The following is a 19642-nucleotide window of genomic DNA, read 5'->3' on the forward strand; positions in this document are numbered from 1 at the left end:
CGGCCAAAGCGAGTGCAACCTGTTTCAGCGACGCCGCGGCTTGGGACGCTTCCCCTTGATCGGGATGCGCGCGTAGCTCTCACCGCCAACCGGCCGCTGGATGGGACGCGACTCGAGTGAGCCCACCAGGGCAAACTCCACCTGCCGGCGCGCCTCGTTGATGGCCGCCACTTTCACCCGTACCTTGTCGGCGATCCGGTAGCTCACCCGGCTCCGCTCGCCTACCAGCGAATGGCTTTTCTCCAGGTAGACGTAGTAGTCCTGGGGGAGCGTGGCGACCGGCACCATCCCCTCCACGAAGAGATCGACCAGTTCCACGAACAAGCCGAAGGAGGCGACCCCGGTAATGAAACCGTCGTACTCCTCGCCGATCTTGTCGCGCATGAACTGCATCTTCTTCAGGTCGACCATCTCGCGCTCGGCGTCCATGGCGATCCGCTCGCGCCGGCTGGTGTGCAGCGCGGTCTCCGGCAGCCTCGCTTCCAGCGCCCCGCGTTCCTTCCCGGCGAGTTTGCCGGAGAGCACCCTTCTCAGGATGCGGTGCACCACGAGGTCCGGGTAGCGCCTGATGGGGGAGGTGAAATGGGTATAGGAGGTGGCAGCGAGGCCGAAGTGCCCCAGGTTCTCCGCCGAGTAGCGCGCCTGCTTCATGCAGCGCAGGAGCACCTCGTTGATGAGGCGCTCCTCGGGTTTCCCCTCCACCTCGGCCAGAAGCTTCTGCAGCGCCAGCGGGCTTACCTTGTCATCCTCCACCGTGAGCTGATAGCCGAAACTGAAGACGAACTCGGCGAGGTCCTTCAGCTTCACCGGGTCGGGGTTCTCGTGCACGCGGTACAAGGCGGGGACCGGGATCCCCTCGAGGTGGCTTGCCACCGCCTCGTTGGCCGCCAGCATGAACTCCTCGATGATCCGGTGCGCGAAGTTGCGTTCGGCCTTGACGATCGCCGTGGTCTCCCCCTGCAGGTCCAGGACGATCTGGGGCTCGGGGAGGTCGAAGTCGATGCTGCCGCGCAGGTTCCGTTTCTTGTTGAGCCGCAGTGCCAGCTCCTCCATCACCTTGAGGTGCGGCACCAGGGTCCTGTGCTGCGCGATTGCCTCCGGGTCGGCGTCCACCACGATCCGCTTCACGATGGTGTAGGTAAGCCGGGCGTGGCTTTTGATGACGCTCGGGTAGAAACGGGACTCGACCATCTCACCGGCGCTGTCGAAGAGCATCTCGGTGGTCATGGTAAGCCGGTCCACCTGGGGGTTCAGGGAGCAGATCCCGTTGGAGAGCTCTTCAGGGAGCATCGGGATGCAGCGGTCGGGAAAGTAGACCGAGGTTCCCCTTAGGTAGGCCTCCAGGTCGAGGGCCGACCCTTCCGCAACGTAGTGGGAGACGTCGGCGATGGAGACCCAGAGCCTGATCCTTTCCCCTTCGCGGGAGACCGAAACAGCGTCGTCGAAGTCCCGCGCCGTCTCGCCGTCGATGGTGACCGTGACCCGCTCGCGCAGGTCGACCCGTCCCGCGGTCGCCTCGGCCGGAACCTCCTGGGGCTCCTTGCTCGCCTCGGCAAGTACCGCAGGGCTGAAGACATGGGGCAGGTCGAACTTCTTGATCACCGTGAGCACCTCGACCTCGGGGTCGTTCACGTCACCCAGCACCTCGGTGATGCGCCCCTCGAGGCCGCGCACCTTGCTGGGATAGGTGGTGATCTGCGCCTGCACCACCTGGCCGTCGCGTGCCCCGCCCAGGGCGTTGGGGGGAACGAAGAGGTCGTGCCCCAGACGGTCGTCGTCCGGGATAACCCGCCCTCCCCTGCCGACCGACTCGAAGCGCCCGACGACGGAGGTGACTCCGCGCTGGACCAGGGCGGTCACCCGCCCTTCGCGTTTGCCGTCCCGGCGCACCGAGACCACCTGGGCCTCGACGAGGTCGCCGTTCATATAGTCGCGCAGGTAGCGGGCCGGCACGTAGAGATCGCCGTTGCCATCCTCGGCCATGACGAACCCGTAGCCGTCGCGGTGCATGGAAAGCTTGCCGCGCAGCGCACCGGCCGCACCGGGGAGTGCGTAGAACCGCCCCGGGAGTTTTACGATCTCGCCCGCCTCCAAGAGGTTGTCCAAAAGTTCGTCCAGCCGGTTGCGCTCTTGGCCGCGCGCCACCCCCAGCATCTTGAGGAGTTGCCGATACGGCACCGGCTCGCCGTTTCTGAGAAGTTTTAAAACCGCATCTTTTCCTTTACGCATGGGCTACCCTTTCGGACCGGACGGTTTATGGGAAACGAGGACGCAGCCGGCCAATGAAAACGCCCTCTCATTTCGGATAATGCAGAACCCCCTGACCGATGTCAACGATTTAACCCGGTTGCGCCGACAGTGCCCGGAAACTGGCCGCACCGTCACGCTTTTTAGCGGCAAAAAAGCTTTGCTATTTCCCGGCAGCTCCGCTAATAATGTCGATTTAGCTTCCGCATTTACGCGCATGGAGTCCACGATGTTGTGCCGCACCTTGGCAGGAGCCGCCTGCCTCATCTCTCTTTCCTTTGCAACCTACGCCGCAGGCCTTACCCCCCCCGGCGATGCGGCCCTCAGCCAGGCCGCCGGCAGGATGAAACAGAAGGACTTTGCCGGCGCCCGCGAGGCCGCCTTGAAAAGTACCGCTACCGGCCCGCGTGCCTTCCTGCTGGGGATGGCCTGCACCAAGCAGGAGAAGTGGCAGGAGGCAGCGGACTACCTTGCCCAGGCGGCCGAGAACTACCCGCTTTTGGCCGACTACGCCCTGTACCACCAGGGCAGCGCCCTCGCCAAACTCGGTCAGGTCGATCAGGCTCTTCAGCCGCTCTACAAGCTGCTCAAGAACTACCCGGACAGCCGGCTGACCCGCCAGGCGACCCTCCTCTACGCGGACACCCTGGTCGCCGGCAACTACCACAAGCAGGCCCTGGACAGCTACACGGTGTTCATTGAGCGCTACGCCTCCGGATCCGATGCGCTCAACGCGCAGTTGGGGGCCGCCTTGTGCCGTGACCGGCTGGGCAACCCGGCGGGCGCCGCCGTCATCCTGAGAAACCTCTGGCTCAACCACCCCTCGTCGCCGGTCGCCGAGCGCGCGGCGGCGGAGTTGCAACGTATCATCCAGGCCGGGACCGCGGTACAGCCCTACAGCCGTGCCGAACTCTTCAAGCGCGCCGGGATCCTCTACGACCTGGGACGCTATGCCCAGGCGGCCAAAGCCTACCAGGAGATCACCCTTACCGGAGAAAGCGCCGAATTTGCCGGCAAGGTGCGGTTCAAGGCCGGGCAGGCCCTGGTGAAGGCCAAGAAAGGTCAGGACGCTGAGCAACTGCTCAAAGATCTCACCCAGCAGGCCGGCAGCCCCTCCGAAGCGAGCTTTTGGCTTGCCAAGGCACTGGACCGAAACGGCAAGACCGACCAGGCCCTCGAGCTCTTCCTGAAAATTGCGCAGGCTCCGGGGCCCCTAGCCGACGACGCACTTTTGGAGGCTGCCTACCTGAAGCGCCAGCAGAAGCGCTGGGGGGAAGCGGTGCAGCTGTTCCAGAAGTTCCTCGCCGGCCACCAGGACCCGCAGAAGTTCGGCGGCACCTACTGGGACGCCGCCTGGACCAGCTACCTCGGTCGCGATTTCCAGGCCGCCACCGGCTTTCTCAAAAAGTCGGCAACCAGCCCGGAGTACCGCGAGCGCTCGCTCTACTGGCTGGGGAAGGCCCTTGCCAACCTCCAGGACGCCAAGGGGGCCCAGCAGGCCTTCGACAGCCTCGCCAGCGAGTACCCCTTCGGCTACTACGCCCTGATCTGCAACCGCTGGTGCGACCTCGGGTCCTTCCCGGCTCCGCCGAAGAACGTGGTCGAGGAACTCCCGATGCCCGGCGGATTCGAGCGCGAGAAGGCGCTCATCGCCCTGGGGCTCTACGACGAGGCAGCGCGGGAGCTCTGGGCTTCCAAGAAGAAGAATCCCCTGGGGATTGCCCGGCTCTTTCTGGAGATGGAGAACTACAACGGCGCCTTTCACCAGGTCGCCCGGGACAACGGCAAGCTGCCGCCCGAGCGGAACAACCTGACCGCATGGGCGCTTACCTACCCGCTCGCCTATCGGGAGGAGGTCGCCCGGAACGCTGCGCTGACCGGGCTGCCGGAAAGCCTGATCTGGGCCATCATGCGTGCCGAGAGCAACTACCATCCCGGCGCGCTCTCGCCGGTAGGCGCCGTGGGGCTCATGCAGGTCATGCCGGGAACAGCCGAGGCGATGTCCAAGGGGGACTCCGTGCGTCTTGCCCGTCCCGAGCTGAACATCAAGCTGGGGGCGCGGTACCTGAAGGACCAGATGAACAGCTACGACCGGAGCATCGTCCTCACCGCCGCGGCCTACAATGCGGGACCGGGGAACGTGAAGCGCTGGCAGAAGGCGTTTGGCGGGCTTCCCCAGGACGAGTTCATCGAGAGCATCCCCTTCAAGGAAACCCGCGAGTACGTGAAGAAGGTACTGAGCAACATGGAACTCTACCAGAGGCTCTACCGGCTCCCGGTGGAGAAGAAGAACTAAGCAGGACCGCCGGCAATAAGAAAAGGGGACGGGCACCATCAGGAGCCCGTCCCCTTTTTGCGTTTAACATGGTGAATCAGGCTGACGACTCCTGCTCAGGCCCGCGTTCCCCATCTTCAATCGTCAATTGTAAATCGTCAATTGCCTTCCTACCCCTGCATCTCCAGAAGCGAGTGATCCCCGATGTTCATGCGGCGGGTCGAGCCGATGAGGTGCACCGAGTCCCCCAGGATGGAGTCGTGCAGGACGATGTTGCACACGTGGGAGTTGCCGTTCACGATGGAGTTCTTCAGGATGCTCGACTCGACCACGCTGCGTGCCGCGATGGAGACGTTGGGTCCCAGGATGCAGCCGCGCACCACCGCCCCCTTCTCCACGTGCACCGGCGGGATCAGCACCGAATCCACCACCTCGCCGTCGATGTGGTGTTCCCGCGCCAAAAGGTAGCTGTTGGTACTGAGCAGCGTCTCCGGGGTACCGCAGTCCAGCCAGGCATCGATCTCCGGCGCCCGGAAGCGGCGGCCGTCGCGGATCATGCGCATGAAAACCGCCGGAAGGTAGTACTCACCCTTCACGGTCTCGCCCAAGCGGATGGTCTCCTCGAGGTACCTCATGAAGTCCTGGCCGTCCTTCAGATAGTAGAGCCCCACCTGTGCCAGTTTGGAGATCAGGGTTTCCGGCTTTTCCACCATGTCGACAATCACGCCGTCGCGTACCACGTTGACCCCGAAGCGCTGGTAGTCCTCGACCTCTTTCGAGTAGATGAGGCCGTCGCAGTCGGCGCTCAGTGCGGGGATGCGGGTCAGGTCGGCGTCGAAGATGGTGTCGTTGAAAACGATGAGCAGGTCCTCGCCTGGCCCCACGTGCGGTGCGGCCAGGGAGACCGCGTGCGCCGGGCCGCGCCGCTCCTTCTGCACCAGGTAGCGGCAGGTGAGCTCGGGGAAGGTGCTGCTCATGAACTCCTGAACCTGTCCGCCGTTTTCGTCGGTTATGAAGAGAAACTCGCTGGCGCCCAGCGGCACCAGGCGACTGATGATGTGCTCAAGAACGGTTTTCCCCGCGACGTGCACCAGCGATTTCGCCTTGGTATGGGTGTGCGGTCTGAGACGGGTGCCTTTACCGGCGACCGGAAGCAGTATCTTCATTGACATTCTCCTTGAGAGCCTGAGGCATAACAACATGCAGAACAGGTGCTACTGACAGAGCAGCGACTTTCGAAGCAGGTGCTGCCACCAGCGCACGACATAACCGCGGCATCCTACCACAGGTCCCCGGGCATTTGCCAGTGACGAATTGGGAAATGTCGGAGTGAAGACGGCACGTCAGGAGAAGGTATGAACTCTGCCGACGACCTGCACGGTACTTCGTCGAACCCGCACTCCTCGCAAAGGCGGCCCCCCAATACACGCACGATCATGTCAACTTTATCCTAATTTTTTCTTTACCTTTTAACTATTTTTATCTTGACCATTCTCGACCGAACAGGTTAATAATGTCCCCACGTCATTTTTTTGCAACTCACGGGAGGACACTTGAAACCACGGGCATTGAGAGCATTGTTGACTATTACACTTGTTTTATCTATCTCCACCTGGGCATCGGCTGCGCCGGCAAAACCCGGGTACAAAGGGTACGCCCGTGGCAATGCCCTGATCACTCCCAAGGAGCTCAAGGCGCTCATCGACTCCCATGATCCCAAGCTGGTGGTCATCGCAGCCGAGAACGAACTGGAGTACCGTCTGGGTCACCTGCCCGGCTCGTTCAAGGTGGATAGGCCCGATTACGAAGCTCCTGCCGAAACCCAGAATGGCATCACCGGGAATCTCATCGATGCAGCGGGCTTCAGCAAACTCGCGCAACGGCTGGGGATCAACAAGGATTCCAAGGTCGTGGTCTACGACACCAAGTACGATGCTACCCGGTTGTGGTGGGCTATTTACTACTACGGCAAGACCGACGTGCGGGTGCTGGACGGCGGGGTGAAGGCCTGGAAGGAGAGCGGATACGACACCGATCTTCTGGCGGCTGAACCGAAGCATACCGGCAACTTTGTCGCCAAGGTGGCCTACCCCGCCCTGCGGGTGGATACCCCGGAGATCGTGGCACTGAGCGATCAGGCCAAGGGGCAGCTTTGGGACGAGCGCGACACCAAGGAGTTTTGCGGCGAGGAGCTGAAGAAGGGTGCCTACCGCAAGGGGCACATTCCCTGGGGCAAGCACGCGGATTGGGAACTCTTCAAGAGAAAGGACAACAAAGCGGAGTGGATCCCGGCGGCCGAGGCACAGGCACTGCTCCACCGGCTCGGTGCGGACACTAAAAAGCACCAGTACTTCTTCTGCCAGTCGGGCGTGCGTTCCACCCAGGCACTCTTCACCTACTACCTCCTGGGCTGGTCGCTCGACAAACTGCACAACTACGACAGTTCCTGGATCGGCTGGTCCAAAGACCACGCCCTGCCGATCGTCAACAGTTGCAGCGAGCCGGCTGTTGCAGGACTGAGATAATCAACCGAACTGCCTTGTTCCGACTACTCAAAAGGCCCATCTGACACAGGTGGGCCTTTTGTTGTATCCGGTAGCTTTGCACCGTTTGTCCGCTGAGTGACACTACCTCACCTGCCGGCGTGAACTGTGCCACGCAATTGCTCTTCACGAGAGGAGTGTCGAGCTACTAAGAGCCTGTCGTAGGAGCCCTCTGGCATAACACTAACAATCATTGACAGTATACTGATTGTATGCATAATGGCCTAATTAGCTTCGATTCGGCACTTTATTAAGGATTCCAGCCACTCGCCGGACTGGCACGTTAGTCCGGCCTTGCCCGCAAGACTTCCAATGAAAGCACATGAGCCCATCTGACAATCGACAGCTCGACATCGGCAAGAGCGTCGGATTCCTGCTTGCCAAGGCGTACCAGCGGGCCAGCCTCCTGTTCAAGGAGACCTTCGAAGGTCACGACCTAACACCTCAGCAGTTCGGGGTGCTTGGCTTTCTCTGGCAAGAGGATGGCCTGAGCCAGTCGGAGCTTTCTGCCCGCAGCCAGATCGACCGGACCACGATGGGTGGACTGATCGACCGACTGGAAAAGGAAGGACTGGTGTCGCGCCGCAGTCATCCCGACGACCGGCGTGCCTACCGAATCTGCCTTACCCCGCGCGGCAAGGCCCTCCAGTCCGAGCTAACCCCGCTTGCCTACTCCGCCCTTGCCAAGCTGACCGCCAAGCTCGACCCGCAGGAAATCGAGACCCTGAAGTCCCTTTTGGAGAAGCTGCGCAGTTGATCCCGGAGAATCCCATGCGTACCACACTGCTTTCCCTGGCAGCGCTGCTGCTCTTTATCGGCACTGCCTGGGCCGACCCGCTTACACTCAAGGAGTGCCTGAACCGGGCAGCCACCCAGAACCAGGCCCTGCGCGCCACCTCGCACGACACCGCGATCGCGCAGCAGCAGGTGGAGATAGCCCGCAGTGCCTGGCGGCCGCGCATCGACCTGCAGGCCGGCTATCAGGCCCAGCAGGCGGCACAGGCGGTCCAGTTGGGCCCGATCGTCGAAGAAACCCAACAGGCTGATTTCCCCTTCCTGAACCTGACCCTGAACAGCACCCTCTACGATTTCGGCAGAACCGAGGCCCGGGTCTCGGCCGCGAGGATGCAGCGCGAGGCCGCCCGGCACAGCTACTCCGGTTCCGAGCAGGACCTTTTCCTCCAGGTGGTGCGTGCCTACTACGGCATCCTGGAGGCGCATAAGGTGGTACAGGCCGCCGAGGACGAGGTGGTGCAGATGACCTCGCACCAGAAGACGGCCCAGGCACTCTACGACCAGGGTGTGGTGACCCGGAACGACCTGCTCCAGGCCGAGGTGCGGGTCGCCGCCAGCCGCCAGAAGCTCTTGAGCGCACAAAACGCCGTGGAGAACGGTTGGCTGCTGCTCAACTACCTGACAGGAACGCCGCCCCAGCAGCGCGCCGAGCTGCAGGAAGACCCCCTCCCCTTGCTGGCCCCGACCGTCGAAGCTCCCACCGACATCTCCCGGCGCGGCGAAATCCTCGCCCTGAGAAGCGCGGTGAGTGCCAGTGATTACGCGGTCCAGGAAGCCAAGACCAACTACTACCCGGAAATCTTCGCCAGGCTGGGGCTCGACTACGTGCAAAACGACAGGGTGCGCGAGCAATCGATCATGTACGCTACGGTCGGCGTGAAGGTGAACCTGTTTGACGGTCTGGCCACCACCTCCCGGCTGCGACAGGCGGTTGAGGCGAGATCGCGCGACCAGGAGCGCCTGCGAGACCTGGAGGCGCGCGTGGCTCTCGAATTGGCCCAGGCGCAAAACGATGTGAAGGTTGCGACGGCCCGTATCAAGGTGGCCGAAAAGGCGATCCAGCAGGGGATTGAAAACCTGCGCATCACCAAGGACCGCTACCAGGAGAAGGTCGGTACCGCGACCGAGGTCGTCGACGCGCAGACCCTGCTCACCCAGACCCGTACCGATTACTACCAGAGCGTCTTCGACCTCCAGGTAGCAGATGCCCGGGTGCGTCGTGCGGCAGGCAACTTGTAGCAGCGTTTAACGGCAATGGACAATTGACGATGGGCAATTGACAATTATCGCCATTGGTTTAGCGCCGGCTTCCCAAGTTACCTCATCATCGCCACGGTCACTCTTGTTCACTTAAACCACTACCAATTGGCAACACCATTGCCAATTACTTGTAAAAAACGTTGTCAATTGTCAATTATCAATTGTCAATTGCCTCTCCTCGGGGGTTGTAATGGCTGAAGGAAGTGAACTGTCTGCAGAGACCGAACAGGCTCCCGCGGACAGGAAAGGTCTCAACAAGAAACAACGCGGAGGAATCATCCTCCTTGTCATAATCATCTGTGCCGGGGTCTTCGGAGCCAGGCAGTGGGTCAAGAGCAAGACGCATATCGAGACGGATAACGCCTTCGTGGAATCCCACGTGCACTCGATCTCCAGCCGCGTCCCAGCCCTGGTGAAAAAGGTGGCCGTGGTCGACAACCAGTTCGTCCACAAGGGCGACCTTCTGGTGGAACTCGACGCGTCCGATTACCAGGCGAAGCTTAGAACTGCGGCGGCATCCCTCGAGATGGCCAAGAACGAGACTTCGGGCGACTACGCCCAGGTGGAAAGCGCTCGCGCCAACGTGGGTCTTGCCGCCGCCAAGCTGGACCAGGCCAAACTTGACCTCTCGCGGGGCGAGGCGCTCTTTGCCAAGGAAGTGATTCCCAAGGAGCAACTGGACCGTTTGCAGACTGCCAAACGGGTCGCCGAACTGCAGCTCAAGGAAGCCCAGGAAAGCGAACGCCGCGCCCAGGCGTTGATCGGCATGTCCGGCAACGGGTCGAAGGATGCCCGCATTGCCCAGAAAAAAGGGGAGCTTGACACCGCATCCCTCAACCTTTCCTATACGCGCGTCGTTGCCCCCAGCGACGGCTACGTCACCCGCAAATCGGTGGAGCCCGGCAACTACATACAGCCCGGTCAGGCCCTGATGGCCCTGGTTACCCTCGAAGACTCCTGGATCACCGCCAACTACAAAGAGAGCCAATTGACCGACGTGCGCCCTGGGCAGAAGGTCGAGTTCACCGTGGACAGCTATCCCGGCAGGACCTTCACCGGCTACGTCGAGAGCATCATGGCCGGCACCGGCGCCGCCTTCTCGTTGCTTCCCCCGGAGAACGCCACCGGCAACTACGTGAAAGTAATCCAAAGGATCCCGGTGCGTATCGCCATCGACAAGAACAGCGATCCGACCCACCTCCTGCGCGTCGGCATGAGCGTCGTCCCCACCATCCTCACCGGCAAGAAATATCAGGACGTCATCAAGGGATATTGAGTGGTTGAGTGGTTGAGTGGAGGTTACCGTTGTAATTGTCAATTATTCATTGTCAATTATCAATTGATTCTATTATGGCTGCCGAGAAAACTGTCAACAAGTGGCTGATCACCCTCACGGTGATGCTGCCGGCGATCATGGAGATCGTGGACACCTCGGTGGCCAACGTCGCCTTGCCCCACATGCAGGGCAGCCTCAACGCCGGCACGGACGAGATCACCTGGGTACTCACCTCGTACCTGGTGAGTAACGCCGTCGTGCTCCCGATGACCGGCTGGCTCGCCCGGATGTTCGGCAGGAAACGCTTCCTCATCACCTGCATCACGCTCTTCACCATGGCCTCGTTCCTCTGCGGGGCTGCCCCCAGTCTCGGCTTGCTCATCTTCTTCCGGGTGCTGCAGGGAGCAGCCGGCGGCGCCCTTATCCCGATGAGCCAGGCGATCATGATGGAAACCTTCCCACCCTACCAGCAAGGCATGGCCATGGCCATCTTCGGGGTCGGCGCCATGTTCGGCCCGATCATCGGTCCCGCACTCGGCGGCTGGATCACCGACAACATGACCTGGCGCTGGATCTTCTATATCAACATCCCCATTGGCATCGTTGCCGTCATCATGGCGACCTTCTTCATCTATGACCCAAGCTATCTGAAACGTGCCAGGACGAGCATCGATTACTGGGGGCTTTCGCTGCTGGTGGTTGGTTTGGGCGCCCTGCAGATCGTGCTGGACAAGGGGCAGCAGGAAGACTGGTTCAATTCTCCCTTTATCCTCGTGTTTTCCGCGGTATCCGCGATTGCCCTGCTCTGCCTGGTCTACGTGGAACTCACCCATCCGCACCCAATCGTGAACCTGCGCCTGTTCAAAAACGTCTCATTCTCGGCCGGGAACCTGATCATGTTCGCGGTGGGTTTTTGCCTGTACAGCTCGATCATGCTGATACCGCTGTTTTTGCAGACCCTGATGGGCTACAACGCGACCATGGCCGGCATGGTGCTCGCACCGGGCGGCGTTGCCACGCTGGTCTGCATGCCCTTTGTAGGGGCCATCATCCAGCGCTATGACGGGCGGAAGGTCGTCCTGATGGGGTTACTGGTGGGGGCCTGCTCGATGTTCATCATGCAGCGCTTTTCGCTCGATGCCGCCTACGCCGACTTCGTCTGGCCGCGCATCGTGCTCGGGGTGGGACTTGCCATGACCTTCGTTCCGCTCACTACGGTGACCCTGTCGACGATCGCGAAGGAGGAGATGGGAAACGCCACCGGCATCTTCAGCCTGTTACGCAACATCGGCGGCAGCGTCGGCATCGCCATTTCGGCGACGTTGCTCGCCCGTTACAGCCAGTTCTACCAGACCAACCTGGCCGCACAGGTCACCCCGTACAGCCTCATCGTGCAATCCCGGATCAACCAGTTGAAGCAGGCAACCATGATGCGCGGGGTCGATCCGATAACCGCCGAGAAGAGCGCCTACGCCATCATCTACGGCACCGTCCGCAAGCATGCCGCCATGCTCTCCTACAACCGGATCTTCTTCATCGTCGGCATCGCCTTTCTTATCATCATCCCGCTGCTACTGCTCCTCAAGAAACCGGTACGCCACGTCCGTCCTGCTGCACACTGACGTGCCGAGTTCGCACCTCCTGCTCGATCTTCAACCCATGCTCGTTTTCAGCAATTTTCAGATCGTAACTCGTTTGGAGATTCATCCAAAACTGCGCCGTTGTCCCAAAGTAGCGAGCTAGGCGCAGTGCTGTATCAGGCGTAATGGCGCGACGCTCACGCACGATGTCATTGATACGAGGGGCTGGCACTTTCAGTTCCAAGGCAAGTGCATGAGCAGTCAAACCGAGCTCTGCCAGGAATTCATCCCTCAAAACCTCCCCGGGGTGGATCGGACGCATTTTGTTAACGGTTTCCATGTTCGACCTCAATGGTAATCGACCATTTCAACATCGAAGGCGTTGCCCTGACGAAAGACAAAACTGAGCCGCCACTGATCATTTATTGGAATGCTCCACTGGCCAAAGCGATCGCCACGCAACGCTTCAAGCCGGTTGCTGGCGGTGACCGCACATCCTCAATCGATGCCGCGTCGTTAAGCATCTGCAGCTTGCGCTCGGCAACGCCAGCAAAAGCTCGGAACTCCTTGGGGCATTGTCCCTCAAAAAGAGCCCGTGCCTTCTTGGATTTGAACGATGATCATCCTGACAGCATAACGCGCCGCGTTAAACGTCAACATCCGGGCCGATACGAAAAAGGCGGGGAGTTGTCTCCCCGCCTCGTTTTCACTGCTCTTTTTTCTTGTCCCGCTGTTCTGCTTCCAGGCGCTGCTGGTGTGCGTCGTGCAGTCGGTTGTGTTCCGCCCAGTGGGCGTCCCAGTCCTTCTTCTTCACAAAGTGCAGCGCGACGCTGCCGCCGACTATGCACAGCCCGAAAAAGAACTGCATCACCTTGAAGCCATCGGCCAGACCGTAGACGATGCAGGCGACCCCGATGCAGAAGATGGCACCCTCGGCGGAAAATAGCCGACCCAACAGGGACTGTTTAGGCTTCGTGGTGTTTGGCTCTTGAGCGTCCATGCTTTCCCTCGTGCCGCCTAGGCGGTGCGGCTGGTAACCTCGACCAGGTGGTAGCCGAACTGGGTACGCACCGGCCCGAGTACCTTGCCGACCTCGCCGCTGAAGACGACTTCATCGAATTCGCGCACCATCTGACCGGGGCCGAACTCACCCAAGGCACCACCCTGACGGCCGGAAGGGCAGGAAGAGTACTGGCGTGCTATCTCCGCGAAATCCGCGCCCTCTTCGATCTGTTTTTTCAGCTCGAGGCACTGGGCCTCGGTGGATACCAGGATGTGACGTGCTGCCGCTCTGGACATACGATCTCCTTTGAAAGGCAATTGACAATTGACGATTGACAGTTGACGGTGAGAAAGCCGATAAGCAATTGCCACTACCTAGTTGGCAATTGGCAGAGGTTAAATGTACAGGGACACTTTGACAAGGAAAACTGTGCGGGACGCCGCACGGACTGTGACGTTAGTTGTCCATTGTCAATTGTCCATTGCTTTACGCGTAGCGTACCAGTTCGGACATGTCGCGCACCGCGCGGTCCAGGCCGACGAAAATGGCCCGGGACATGATGGAATGGCCGATGTTGAATTCCTCGATCCCGCCGATGGCCGCGATCTTCTTCACGTTGGTGTAGTTGAGCCCATGACCGGCGTTGACGCCGAGATCGAGCTTCTTGGCGAGCTTCACCGCATTCTCGATCTTGATGATCTCCTGCTGCTCGGTTTTCCAGTCTACAGCATCGGCGAAGCTCCCGGTGTGGATCTCGATGTAATCGGCACCGGTCTTGTTGGCGGCCTTGATCTGGTCCGGATCTGGATCGATGAAGAGGCTCACGATGATCCCCCCCGCCTGCAGCCGCTCGATGAACGGCTTGAGCGCCTCCTGGTGAATCCTCACGTCCAGCCCACCCTCGGTGGTCAACTCGGCGCGCTTCTCGGGCACCAGGGTGCAGCACTCGGGCTTCACGGCAAGGGCGATGGTGACCATCTCCTCGGTTGCCGCCATCTCCAGGTTCAACCGGGTCTTAACGGTCTGGCGCAAGAGTTTCAGGTCGCGATCCTGGATATGACGCCGATCCTCGCGCAGGTGAATGGTGATGCCGTCGGCACCGGCCATCTCGGCCAGCGCTGCCGCGGTGACCGGATCCGGCTCGACGCCGCCCCGGGCCTGGCGCAGGGTCGCCACATGATCGATATTCACGCCTAATCTAGCCACGAGCTTCACCTCCCAGGGCGCAGGAAACCGCACCAGCGATCTCGTTGGCCCAGTCCTTGATCTGCCCTGCATCACTTCCTTCAAGCATGATGCGCAAGAGCGGTTCGGTCCCGGAGTAGCGGATCAGCACCCTCCCCTCCCCTTTGAGTTTCTCCTCCACCGAGCGGATCAGGTTGGCGATCTCGGGAACCTGCATGATGTCGGACTTCTGGGCCAGGCGTACATTCACCAGCACCTGGGGCAGCGGGTCCATGACCAGCGCGAGCTCCGAGAGACGCTTTTGGTGGCGCTGCATGATGGCCAGGACCTGCAAGGCGCTCTGCACGCCGTCGCCGGTCGTGTTGTGATCCAGGAAGATCATGTGGCCGGACTGCTCGCCCCCCAGGTTGTAGCCACCTTTGAGCATCTCCTCGACCACGTAGCGGTCGCCCACGGCGGTCTTGATCACTTCGCCACCGGCACGCTTAAGGGCGATGTCGAGCCCCATGTTGCTCATCACCGTGGCCACCAGGGTGTTGTGCTTCAGGGTTCCTTGCTTGAGCATCTCGGTGCCGCAGATCGCCATGATCCGGTCACCGTCGACCACGTTGCCATACTCGTCGACGAAGATGACCCGGTCGGCGTCGCCATCAAGCGCGATCCCCAGGTCGGCGCCATGCTTTTTGACCGCCTCGCTCATCACCTCCGGGTGCAGCGATCCGCATTCGGCATTGATGTTGGTGCCGTTGGGCTTGACGCCGATGGTGATAACCTCGGCGCCCAGTTCCTCGAACACGGCCGGAGCGACCTTGTAGGCCGCGCCGTTGGCGCAATCGAGCACGATCTTGAGCCCGGAGAGGTCGAGATCCTTCGGGAAGGTGCTCTTCAGGAACACCACGTAGCGCCCGGCGGCGTCATCGATACGGTAAGCCTTACCGACCTCTTTCGCGGTGGGGCGCAGCGAGTCGATACGCTTGGAGAAAATCAGCTCCTCCATCATGAGCTCCATCTCGTCGGGCAGTTTGAAGCCGTCGCGCGAGAAGAACTTGATGCCGTTATCCTCGAAGGGGTTGTGCGATGCGGAGATGACCACGCCGGCATCGGCGCGCATCGAAGAGGTGATGTTGGCAATCCCCGGAGTCGGCAGCGGGCCGACCAGGAGCACGTCCACCCCCATGGAGCAGATGCCGGCCACCAGGGCGCTTTCCAGCATGTAACCGGAGAGTCGGGTGTCCTTGCCGATCACCACACGGTGGCGGCGCTTGCCGTTTTTGAAGATGTAGGCCGCGGCCCGGCCGATCTGCATCGCCATCTCCGCGGTCATCGGGTACACGTTGGCAACGCCACGCACCCCATCCGTACCGAAAAGTTTTTTCATGTGATATCCACCTCGAATTTATGTGTGTGCAACGCCGCTGGTACTGCGGCTCTCAACATCCTGTCATCCGGAGCTGCCGGAAGACCTGGTTTTGCGCACTGTCCGGCTATTTCGCATCTACCGCCGCGAAGTCCAAATGAATCGTCTGGGGGATGGCCCGCACGACTTTGAGCTCACCATCCATGTCGTACCGGCAATCGTTGGTGGTGAAGCTCATGCTCCCCGGAACAGCCGAGGCAAGGTCCAGGGTGCAGCGTGCCCCGAGCAGAAAGGGACGCGCCAGCAGGATCCGGGGACCGGACACGGTGACCTGCACCACGCCGGGGGGCGGCGAGACCATCCTGATCCCGCGCGGCAGGCGCTCGAGGTTCACGGGGACCGGGATGGTCACCTCGCCGGAACGCTCTACCGCTACGGTGAGCCAGATGAGCAGCGCCAGCAGCACGGCGAGGAACTTCACCCCGTAGACCTCTTCAAGTGGTCTGGTTTCACTCATTTAAGCCACCTCTGTTCCACCAGCCTTCTCAGCAACTTGCCCAGCGCAGGAGGGTCAAGGTTGGTAGTTTTCTTCCCTCCGACGAACACCGAAACCGTGCCGGTCTCCTCCGAAACCACGATGACCACCGCATCCACCAGCTCGCTCAGCCCCATCGCTGCGCGGTGCCGGGTTCCCAGGCTCTTGCTCACCTCGAGGTTCTGGGTAAGCGGCAGGAAGCAGCCGGCGCGGGTCAGCTTGCCCCGCTGGATGATGACGGCTCCGTCATGGATGGGTGAGTACGGCAGGAAGATTGAGGAGATCAGCTCGCTGGTGACCTTGGCGTCGATCTCGGTGCCCACCGCGAGGTAGCTGTCCACCTGGATGCTGCGCTCGATGACGATGAGGGCGCCGATCCGCTTCTGTGCGAGCCCCGAGACCGCGAAGACCAGCTCGTCGATCAGGTCGGACATCTCGACGTCCTTCACGGCACGGCTGCGGATCAGGGCGGCAAAGGCGCGCCGGATGTCGGTCTGGAAGATGACCGCAAGCACCACGACCGAGGAGACCAGGAAGGTATCGAAAAGGAGCCGGACGGTATGCAGGGAGAGAAGCCGCGCCAGGAGGTGCCCGACCACCAGCGCCGAGAGGGCCGTCAGGATACGCAGGGCCAGCACGGTCTTCATGAGCCTGGACAGGCGCACCAGGATAAGGGCCGTCAGGGACAGGTCCAAGAGGTCCTGCAGCACGCCTATGTTTTGCAGGAAAAAGGTCATCTGCTCCGGGTTGGCTGGCAAAAGGCGTTAGGCGAGCGCCCGCGTCATCAGTACGATATCCCGCATGGCCGCCACGTCGTGTACTCGCACGATGGCCGCGCCGTTTAAAATCGAGACGGCGACTGCCGCCGCCGTTCCGTAGGTTCTGTCCCGGTCCCGGTCCCCGAGCACCGCGCCGATGAACGACTTGCGGGAGGGGCCTACCAGTATCGGGCAGCCGAGGTCCTCAAGCTCCCGAAGCCGGCGGATCAGTTCGAGGTTCCCTTCGACGCTCTTGGCAAACCCGATGCCGGGATCGACCACGATACGACTTTTCGGGATGCCCGCCTGCCGCGCCAGCTCCAGCGATTCTGTAAGGTAGAGCTTCACCTCGCCGAGCAGGTCGCGGTAGCCGGTGTCCTGTTGCATCTGGTCTGGTGTCCCCCGGGTGTGCATCAGCACCACACCCGCCCGGGCCTCGGACACTGCAGCTGCCATCCCGGTATCGAAGCAGAGGCCGCTTACGTCGTTGACGATCTCGGCTCCGGCAGCGCAGGCGGCGCGGGCCACCTCCGCCTTGTAGGTATCTACCGAAATGGGGACCTTTAGCTTGCCGGCGAGCCCCTCGATGACCGGGACTACCCGGGCCAGTTCTTCCTCCAGACTCACCTTTGGCGCGTTGGGGCGGGTACTCTCACCACCGATGTCGATGATGTCGGCCCCCTCCCCCTCCAGCTCCAGTGCCCGCTCGACGGCGCGCGCCGTCGAGAAGTAGCGGTTGCCGTCCGAGAAGGAATCCGGCGTAACGTTCAGGATCCCCATCACCAGGGGACGCTCAAGCGACAGGGTGCGCCGGGAGAGATCCCAGCTCATACAGCTTCCCGACATCCTAGGCGGTCGCCTCGGGTGCGGGGTCCTTGCCGGCCATGATCTGGTCGATCTCCTCGCCGGAGAGGTTTTCCTTCTCGATCAGGGCGTGCGAGATCTTGTGCAGGTTCTCGAGGTTTTCCGCCAAAAGCGTCTTGACGCGGGCGTAGTTCGACTCGACGAGCAGCCTGATCTCGCTGTCGATCTCGACGGCGGTCGCCTCCGAGTAGTTCTTCTGGTGCGCCATGTCGCGCCCAAGGAAGATCTGCTCGTCCTTCTTGCCGAAGGAGACCGGTCCCAGCTTGTCGCTCATCCCCCACTCGCAGACCATCTTGCGGGCGATATCGGTGGCACGCTCGATGTCGTTGCCGGCGCCGGTGGTCATCGAGTTGAAGATGATCTCCTCGGCAGCGCGCCCGCCCATGAGGACGGCGATGCGGTCCAAAAGCGACTCCCTCGAGTAGCTGTGCTTGTCCTCGATGGGGAGCTGCATGGTGACACCCAGTGCGCGACCGCGCGGAATGATGGAGACCTTGTGCACCGGGTCGGTCCCCGGGATCAGCTTGGCGATCAGGGTGTGCCCCGCCTCGTGGTACGCGGTGTTCTTCTTCTCTTCGTCCGAGATCACCATGGAGCGGCGCTCCACGCCCATGAGCACCTTGTCCTTGGCATCATCGAAGTCGATCATCTCGAGGCAGCTCTTCTCCTTGCGGGCGGCCAGAAGGGCGGCCTCGTTCACCACGTTGGAGAGGTCGGCGCCCGAGAAGCCCGGGGTACCGCGGGCGATGACGCCGAGGTCGACGTCCGGGGAGAGCGGGGTCTTCTTGGTGTGCACCTTGAGGATCATCTCGCGCCCCTTCACGTCGGGACGCGGCACGACCACCTGGCGGTCGAAACGACCCGGACGCAAAAGAGCGGGGTCGAGGACGTCGGGACGGTTGGTGGCGGCGATCAGGATGACCCCTTCGTTGGACTCGAAGCCGTCCATCTCAACCAGCAACTGGTTCAGGGTCTGCTCGCGCTCGTCGTGGCCGCCGCCCAGGCCGGCACCGCGGTGGCGCCCCACCGCGTCGATCTCGTCGATGAAGATGATGCAGGGAGCGCTCTTCTTACCCTGGACGAACAGGTCACGCACGCGGGAAGCACCTACGCCGACGAACATCTCGACGAAGTCGGAACCGGAGATGGAGAAGAACGGCACCCCTGCCTCGCCGGCGATGGCGCGGGCCAGGAGGGTCTTGCCGGTGCCCGGAGGGCCCATGAGCAGCACACCCTTGGGGATACGGCCCCCAAGCTTGGTGAACTTCTTGGGGTCCTTCAGGAAGTTGATGATCTCTTCCAGCTCGTCCTTGGCCTCTTCGATGCCGGCCACGTCCTCGAAGGTTACGCGACCCTGCGCTTCGGTCAGCAGTTTGGCGCGGCTCTTGCCGAAAGCCATGGCCTTGCCGCCGCCACCCTGCATCTGGCGCATGAAGAAGATCCAGACCGCCACCAGGAAGATGATGGGGAACCAGGAGACCAGGAGCGAGAACCAGGAGAAACGCTCCTCTTCGGGGCGAGCCGAGGTGGAAATATGCTTCTCGATCAGCTTGTCGGTCAGGTTCGCGTCGGCCGGCTTGTAGCTTCTGAACTCCTTGCCGTCCTGGAACTTGCCGATGATTTCGTTACCTTGGATGACAACCGAGGCGATCGGGCGTGCAACGTTCTTGACCTTGCCGGTCTCTACTGCCTCGATGAAATCGCTGTAGTCAAGCTTCTCCATGGAAGGCTTCGGCTTGTTGAACAGGTTGAACAGCAAGATCATCATGAGACTGATCACCAGCCAGAGCGCCAGGTTCTTATAGAATTGGTTCAAGTTTCCTCCCGATGATGTGTATGCGGCAAGCTCCGACAGTCAACACGTTGCACTGTGTCAGCCGGAGCTGGTTGACGTTTCAGATCGAGTTCCGCTGCTAGAATGGGACCTCGCCCAGTGTATTCAAATGAAGAAAAGGATTACCACA

General features: G+C 61.4%; 18 protein-coding genes. 6 read left to right on the forward strand and 12 right to left on the reverse strand.

Going from position 1 to position 19642, the window contains the following annotated elements:
* Positions 1-24: 24 nt before the first annotated feature.
* Positions 25-2229: a ribonuclease R gene (gene rnr, locus H7688_RS01685; protein ID WP_183359287.1), complete on the reverse strand. Its 2205-nt coding sequence runs from the start codon at positions 2227-2229 to the stop codon at positions 25-27.
* Between the two features lie 247 nt (positions 2230-2476).
* Here rnr and H7688_RS01690 point away from each other — a divergent pair, with 247 nt between their 5' ends.
* The gene (locus tag H7688_RS01690) at positions 2477-4543 is read left to right on the forward strand and encodes a transglycosylase SLT domain-containing protein (protein ID WP_183359288.1); all 2067 of its coding nucleotides are present in this window, start codon (positions 2477-2479) and stop codon (positions 4541-4543) included.
* A 149-nt stretch (positions 4544-4692) separates the two neighbouring features.
* On the opposite strand, the gene H7688_RS01695 is transcribed toward H7688_RS01690, so the two are convergent.
* On the reverse strand, positions 4693-5688 hold the full coding sequence (locus H7688_RS01695) for a sugar nucleotidyltransferase (RefSeq protein ID WP_183359290.1): 996 nt from the start codon (positions 5686-5688) through the stop codon (positions 4693-4695).
* Positions 5689-6102: 414 nt separating this feature from the next.
* Between H7688_RS01695 and H7688_RS01700 the strand changes: the two genes are divergently transcribed.
* From H7688_RS01700 to H7688_RS01720, 5 genes are all read left to right on the forward strand, one after another.
* Complete coding sequence (locus H7688_RS01700; protein WP_246329673.1) at positions 6103-7047, forward strand: sulfurtransferase; 945 nt, start codon at positions 6103-6105, stop codon at positions 7045-7047.
* A 340-nt stretch (positions 7048-7387) separates the two neighbouring features.
* Positions 7388-7822 (forward strand): MarR family winged helix-turn-helix transcriptional regulator, encoded by a 435-nt coding sequence (locus H7688_RS01705; protein ID WP_183359294.1) that lies wholly within the window; start codon positions 7388-7390, stop codon positions 7820-7822.
* A gap of 14 nt (positions 7823-7836) precedes the next feature.
* The gene (locus tag H7688_RS01710; RefSeq protein WP_183359296.1) at positions 7837-9099 is read left to right on the forward strand and encodes a TolC family protein; all 1263 of its coding nucleotides are present in this window, start codon (positions 7837-7839) and stop codon (positions 9097-9099) included.
* Positions 9100-9310: 211 nt separating this feature from the next.
* On the forward strand, positions 9311-10396 hold the full coding sequence (locus H7688_RS01715) for an HlyD family secretion protein (RefSeq protein WP_183359298.1): 1086 nt from the start codon (positions 9311-9313) through the stop codon (positions 10394-10396).
* 74 nt (positions 10397-10470) lie between these two features.
* On the forward strand, positions 10471-12018 hold the full coding sequence (locus H7688_RS01720) for a DHA2 family efflux MFS transporter permease subunit (RefSeq protein ID WP_183359299.1): 1548 nt from the start codon (positions 10471-10473) through the stop codon (positions 12016-12018).
* On the opposite strand, the gene H7688_RS01725 is transcribed toward H7688_RS01720, so the two are convergent.
* The 10 genes from H7688_RS01725 to ftsH form a co-directional block, all read right to left on the reverse strand.
* Positions 11978-12316 (reverse strand): HigA family addiction module antitoxin, encoded by a 339-nt coding sequence (locus tag H7688_RS01725; protein WP_183359300.1) that lies wholly within the window; start codon positions 12314-12316, stop codon positions 11978-11980. The two genes, H7688_RS01720 and H7688_RS01725, sit on opposite strands and share 41 nt — an antisense overlap.
* Positions 12317-12324: 8 nt before the next feature.
* A complete protein-coding gene (locus tag H7688_RS22970; RefSeq protein WP_246329674.1) occupies positions 12325-12438 on the reverse strand; it encodes a type II toxin-antitoxin system RelE/ParE family toxin in 114 nt (37 codons plus the stop codon).
* A 244-nt stretch (positions 12439-12682) separates the two neighbouring features.
* Positions 12683-12976, reverse strand: a complete 294-nt coding sequence (locus tag H7688_RS01735) for a hypothetical protein (protein WP_183359301.1) — start codon at positions 12974-12976, stop codon at positions 12683-12685.
* A 17-nt stretch (positions 12977-12993) separates the two neighbouring features.
* Positions 12994-13275: a peptidylprolyl isomerase gene (locus H7688_RS01740; RefSeq protein ID WP_183352828.1), complete on the reverse strand. Its 282-nt coding sequence runs from the start codon at positions 13273-13275 to the stop codon at positions 12994-12996.
* 190 nt (positions 13276-13465) lie between these two features.
* A complete protein-coding gene (locus H7688_RS01745) occupies positions 13466-14185 on the reverse strand; it encodes a pyridoxine 5'-phosphate synthase (protein ID WP_183359302.1) in 720 nt (239 codons plus the stop codon).
* Positions 14178-15542 (reverse strand): phosphoglucosamine mutase, encoded by a 1365-nt coding sequence (glmM, locus tag H7688_RS01750; RefSeq protein ID WP_183359303.1) that lies wholly within the window; start codon positions 15540-15542, stop codon positions 14178-14180. The genes H7688_RS01745 and glmM overlap by 8 nt, the downstream gene beginning before the upstream one ends.
* A gap of 106 nt (positions 15543-15648) precedes the next feature.
* On the reverse strand, positions 15649-16038 hold the full coding sequence (locus H7688_RS01755; protein WP_183359304.1) for a YbbR-like domain-containing protein: 390 nt from the start codon (positions 16036-16038) through the stop codon (positions 15649-15651).
* Positions 16035-16793 (reverse strand): diadenylate cyclase CdaA, encoded by a 759-nt coding sequence (gene cdaA / locus H7688_RS01760; protein WP_183359726.1) that lies wholly within the window; start codon positions 16791-16793, stop codon positions 16035-16037. The genes H7688_RS01755 and cdaA overlap by 4 nt, the downstream gene beginning before the upstream one ends.
* Positions 16794-16820: 27 nt before the next feature.
* Positions 16821-17645 carry a dihydropteroate synthase gene (folP, locus tag H7688_RS01765; RefSeq protein ID WP_246329675.1) on the reverse strand — a complete coding sequence of 275 codons (825 nt, stop codon included), beginning with the start codon at positions 17643-17645 and terminating at the stop codon, positions 16821-16823.
* A 16-nt stretch (positions 17646-17661) separates the two neighbouring features.
* Positions 17662-19494: an ATP-dependent zinc metalloprotease FtsH gene (gene ftsH / locus H7688_RS01770; RefSeq protein ID WP_183359306.1), complete on the reverse strand. Its 1833-nt coding sequence runs from the start codon at positions 19492-19494 to the stop codon at positions 17662-17664.
* Positions 19495-19642 lie beyond the last annotated feature (148 nt).

Source organism: Geomonas limicola, assembly GCF_014193675.1.
Classification (GTDB): Bacteria; Desulfobacterota; Desulfuromonadia; order Geobacterales; family Geobacteraceae; genus Geomonas; species Geomonas limicola.